This window comes from Dawidia cretensis (assembly GCF_018598175.1).
In the GTDB taxonomy this organism is placed as follows: Bacteria; Bacteroidota; Bacteroidia; order Cytophagales; family Cyclobacteriaceae; genus Ohtaekwangia; species Ohtaekwangia cretensis.
Genome location: NZ_JAHESE010000073.1, coordinates 1 through 4,905 on the forward strand (window position 1 = coordinate 1; position 4,905 = coordinate 4,905).

Genomic DNA, 4,905 nt, shown 5'->3' on the forward strand with positions numbered 1-4,905 from the left:
AAATACGAATGGCTGCTGCTGACCGACGCCGATTGCCGTCCCAACAGCCGGAACTGGATCAGCAGCATGGCAGCCCGGTTTGACGAGCCGTCCGTCAGCTTCGTACTGGGCTTCTCGCCGTACATCCGCATCCCCGGCTTTCTGAATATTTTCATCCGTTTTGAAACCTTGCTGACCGCCATGCAGTATATCGGATTAGCGTTGCTCGGCAATCCATTTATGGGTGTGGGCCGCAACCTGGCATACCGCAGATCGATGTTCCTGGAAAACAAAGGCTTTAACAACTTTCTAAACGTGACCGGAGGGGATGACGACCTTTTCGTAAACCAGCACGCCCGGGGTAAGAACACCCGCGTGGTGGTGGGCGAAGAGTCGATGATGTACTCCATTCCCCACACACGCTGGGGCGCCTATTACACGCAAAAGACCCGCCACCTGTCGGTCGGCAAATTCTACCGGGCCAAGCACCGGTTCGTGCTCGGCATCTTTGCCGTGACATGGCTGCTCACCTGGTTCCTGGGCCTCGGCTTGCTCATCGCGCTGCCCCTGCAAGCTGAGCCGCTGTGGATTGCGCTGTACCCCGTCATCGGTGTACTGGTGCTCCGAACCGGCTTTATTTCCCTGATTTTGCACATAACTTCCAAGAAACTTGGCCAGAAGTTTGAGGCCTGGATGGTGCCACTCTTAGATTTTATTTATGCGTTTTATTATCTTGTCACCGGCCTCACTGCGTTAGTTTCTAAAGAAGTACGATGGAAGAATTAGAAGAAAATAGGTTTTCCTCAAAAGCACTCGAAGATTTCCGGCTGATAGATAACGCGGTGGACGGGGATGATAAGGCCTTTGCGCGCCTGATGCAACGCTATAAGCGGCCCGTGTATCACATGATCCTGAAGATGGTCCGGAACGTAGACGATGCCGAGGACCTGACCATCGAGTCGTTTGCCAAAGCCTTTCGCAGCCTGCACCGCTTCAAGAAAGATTTTACCTTCAGCACATGGCTATTCCGCATTGCCACCAACAATACCATCGACTTTATTCGCAAGAAGAAGCTCAACACCCTGAGCATTGAAAATTCTTTTACCGACGACGACGGCCAGTCCGTGTCCATCGACGTAGAAGACGAGAACCTCGACCCGCAAGAGGAGGCCATCCGCATACAAAAGGCCGAGCTTATTCAGGTATTCGTAGACAAGCTGCCGCCCAAATACCAAAAGCTGGTACGCCTGCGCTACTTCCACGAGCTGTCCTACGAAGAGATTGCCGAGGAGCTCGATGCTCCACTGGGCACTGTAAAAGCGCAGCTCCACCGCGCCCGCGAACTGATGTTCGACATGGTGAAGAACAAACGCGATCATATTTAATTCCTGAAGACCCGGCCGGGCTACCGGCCCACTGTACTTTACATCGTGCAAGACGTCAGCATCATACACCACTACTTTCCCGACCTAACGGAAAAGCAAAAGCAGCAATTCGCTGCCCTCTTTGAGCTCTACAAAGACTGGAACGAAAAGATCAATGTCATTTCCCGCAAGGACATTGAAAACCTCTATATCAACCACGTACTGCACTCGCTGGGCATTGCCAAAGTGATGGCCTTTAACCCCGGCGCCCATATACTGGACGTCGGTACAGGGGGCGGCTTCCCGGGCATACCGTTGGCGATCCTGTTCCCCGAGACGCGCTTTCACCTGGTAGACTCGATCGGCAAAAAGATCACCGTCGTAAACGGCGTAGCCGATAGCCTGGGACTAACCAATGTCCACGGCGAGCAGATTCGCGCGGAACAAATAAAGGCTGAATACGACTTCATCGTGAGCCGCGCCGTGACGCGCATCAAGGAATTTTATCAGTGGGTACACCGCAAAACGCGCAAACAATCCACGCACCCGTTGGATAACGGCATTCTATACTTAAAAGGTGGCGACCTGGACGAAGAACTGGCGGATCTCAAAAAGCTGCACCAGATCTACGACCTGTCCGACTATTTTAAAGAGGAATTTTTCGAGACCAAAAAGGTCGTATTTGTGCCGCTGTAGAGAATATTTCGGGCGATCTGACCGCCTATCCGTTCAGGAAACGATTTCGGTACGTTGTTTAATACGTGTAAATTTCTTAACTATGTATCCACCTGTACCGAACCGTGAGAAGAATTGCTGCGATAGCCCTCTTATTGCTCCTGCTCTTTAATGTGCTGGGCTTCTACGGTATTTTCATGGGGCTGCAATATCAAAACCGGCAGCAGCTGGTGCAGCGCTTCGATGCTGAGCAATACGACGAATCCCAAACCATCACCTTCAAAGTACCGCTGTCCATTCCCTATGCTGGCGACCGCCAGGACTATGTGCGTGTAGACGGCGAGTTCGAGCACGAAGGGGAGTTCTTCCACATGATCAAACAGCGGCTCAGTCAGGACACACTTTACGTAGTGTGTGTCAACGACCAGCAAAGCAAACGCATTCACCGCGCCATGACCGACTACGTCAAAACCTTTAGCGATGACGCGTCGGGCGCACAAGATCAATCCAAAACAATCGCTCCGACCCTTATTAAAGAATACCTGATCGAGCTCCATGACATGGACCGGTCGTCTATTGGTTGGGCCCGGCCTGTCTCGCAGCACGGCGCCCTGACGGTTTTTATTCCCTCCTTCCAGACTTCTATTATACACCCGCCCGAACGGGCTTAATACTGAGGTGTATTCTTATTAACACGGCTGCGGCATAGGTTAAACCTCCGCCCGCCGTGACGTCTTCAAATTTTCTTTTGATCATCCAGTCAATCATACTTCGTGATGGCACACATTGCTATAAACGAGCAGCGACCTGATATAGCGTTGCTGCATTTCCGGCCCCAGACGGCCGACTCCTTAAACCCGCCACGCGGCCATTCGCCGTGCGTGGTATGCCGGCCTTTGATGGATACACCCAAGTAACACCCCAATAACCTATATGAAGAAAATTTACCTAATCCTGATCGGACTTCTACCAGCGCTCTCCTTTGCACAGAATCTAACGGACGGGCTCATGATGAGCTCCAAAAAGCTCTGTACCGGGCTTCTTTATACCCACGACCAATGGACCGACTACTGGCAGGGTGAGAAGAAACGCGACAACGGCAACATCGGCGACGTAACCACACAAAGCGTAATGTGGATGGGCACCTACGGCATTATAGACAAAGTGAATGTCATCGCCATGCTGCCCTATGTAAAGACCAAAGCCAGCGCCGGCACGTTGCACGGCGTGGAAGGTATTCAAGATCTGTCGGTGGGCGTGAAGTATAATTTCTTCCGCCACAAGACCGACAAGAACGCCTTTAACACCTTTGCCGTCGTCAACTTCTCGACACCGCTGTCAGATTATACGCCCGACTTCTTTCCACTGTCGATCGGCACCCAGACCACCAACCTGCAATATCGCCTCACGGCGCACTTCAAAGTGCAGCAAGGGTGGTTTGTAAACGGCTCCGGCGGGTATACCTGGCGTAGCAATACCACGTTGGATCGCCCGGCCTACTTTGATGGTAATGAACAGTACAACACAGACGAGGTAAAAATGCCCAACATGTTTGACGTTTTTGTTTCGGCCGGCTACCACAAAGGAGCTCTGCAAGCAGAGTTGAACTATATACAGCAGAATACACTCGGCGGCGCCGACATTCGCAAACAAGACATGCCGTTTGTATCCAACCGCATGAACTACATCAAAGCCGGTGTGCTGGTGATGTACTACTTGCCGAAGCCGCAAGGCCTGGCCGTACGCGGCGCCGTGAACCGCACCCTGACGGGCCGCAACGTAGGTGAATCTACCGCCTTTACGGCCGGTGCGCTGTATACCATCAACTTCAACAAAAAGAACCTTTAACCGACCCGATCATGATAACCCGTAACCTATACCGCATTACACAAACAGCTTTCGCAGCCGGCTTGCTGCTGCTGGCAAGCTGTAACAAAGACATCGAAGATACCGAGACCCTCGTGCCGCAGGCGCCTGCTGCCCTCGACGAAGACGCCGCCAACTGGGCCCCCGTCGATGCATCGGTCATGACCATCGAAAAGATCACAGGCATTGTGGAGAACTCGACACCCAAAGTATTTAACCCGCCGGCCGATGTAAGCTCCGACGCGTATAAAGCAGAGCTGGCCGCAGTCAAAGACCTCCAAAAGAACCTAACCAAAGAGCAACGGGGCGTAATTGAATATTGGAGCGGCGGTGGCGTGCTGCGCTGGAACCAGATTATGCGTGGCATGGTGGCGCGCTTCAACCTGCCGCCGGAACCGAATGCCGTCGGTGCGTATCCGGCGCCGGATGCCGAAAATCCCTTCTCCGATCCGATGTTCCCATTTGCCAACCCGCCGTATGCCGCGCGTGCGTATAGCTACGTAAGCGTAGCGCAATACGAAGCGCTGAAAGCAGCGTGGCACTATATGTATCAATACAACCGCCCGGCTCCGTATAAGAATGACAGTGAAATCAAGGCCCTGATGCCGGAGACAGATTTGCCTGCATACCCTTCACCCGATGCGGTAATGTCGGGCGTATCCGTGGAGATGCTAAAACTGTTGTTTCCTGCTGCGGTAGAAGAGATCACGAAGAAAGCGGCTGAACAACGCAACGCCGCGCTGTGGTCGGGTAAAGCTACAACCAGCGACATCGCCGCGGGCCTTGCACTGGGCAAGTCCGTAGCGAACCTGTTTATCGCCCGCGCGCGTGGCGACGGCATGGGCGCCGCCGGGGGTAACAAAGCACTATGGCAGGCACTGGTCGACAGCTGTACCAAACGCGGCGAGCTCGCCTGGAAGAGCCTGGAAACACCGGCCCGCCCGCCGATGCTGCCGTTCTTTGGTTTGCGCAAAGACGCCACCACAGGCCCCAAAATGGGGAGCATGCCGGACGCCGCCCG

General features: G+C 53.6%; 6 protein-coding genes. All 6 read left to right on the forward strand.

Features of this window, described 5'->3' with window-relative positions:
* On the forward strand, positions 1 to 765 hold a 765-nt coding region (locus tag KK062_RS29650; RefSeq protein ID WP_254088014.1), incomplete at its 5' end, for a glycosyltransferase.
* Positions 753 to 1,364 carry an RNA polymerase sigma factor gene (locus tag KK062_RS29655; RefSeq protein WP_254088015.1) on the forward strand — a complete coding sequence of 204 codons (612 nt, stop codon included), beginning with the start codon at positions 753 to 755 and terminating at the stop codon, positions 1,362 to 1,364. The genes KK062_RS29650 and KK062_RS29655, both read left to right, overlap by 13 nt.
* Positions 1,365 to 1,406: 42 nt before the next feature.
* A complete protein-coding gene (gene rsmG / locus KK062_RS29660; RefSeq protein WP_438836544.1) occupies positions 1,407 to 2,039 on the forward strand; it encodes a 16S rRNA (guanine(527)-N(7))-methyltransferase RsmG in 633 nt (210 codons plus the stop codon).
* Between the two features lie 104 nt (positions 2,040 to 2,143).
* The gene (locus KK062_RS29665) at positions 2,144 to 2,689 is read left to right on the forward strand and encodes a hypothetical protein (protein WP_254088017.1); all 546 of its coding nucleotides are present in this window, start codon (positions 2,144 to 2,146) and stop codon (positions 2,687 to 2,689) included.
* 262 nt (positions 2,690 to 2,951) lie between these two features.
* Positions 2,952 to 3,866 (forward strand): transporter, encoded by a 915-nt coding sequence (locus tag KK062_RS29670; protein WP_254088018.1) that lies wholly within the window; start codon positions 2,952 to 2,954, stop codon positions 3,864 to 3,866.
* Positions 3,867 to 3,877: 11 nt separating this feature from the next.
* The coding region (locus KK062_RS29675) for a phosphatase PAP2 family protein (protein WP_498366330.1) at positions 3,878 to 4,905 on the forward strand (1,028 nt) is incomplete at its 3' end.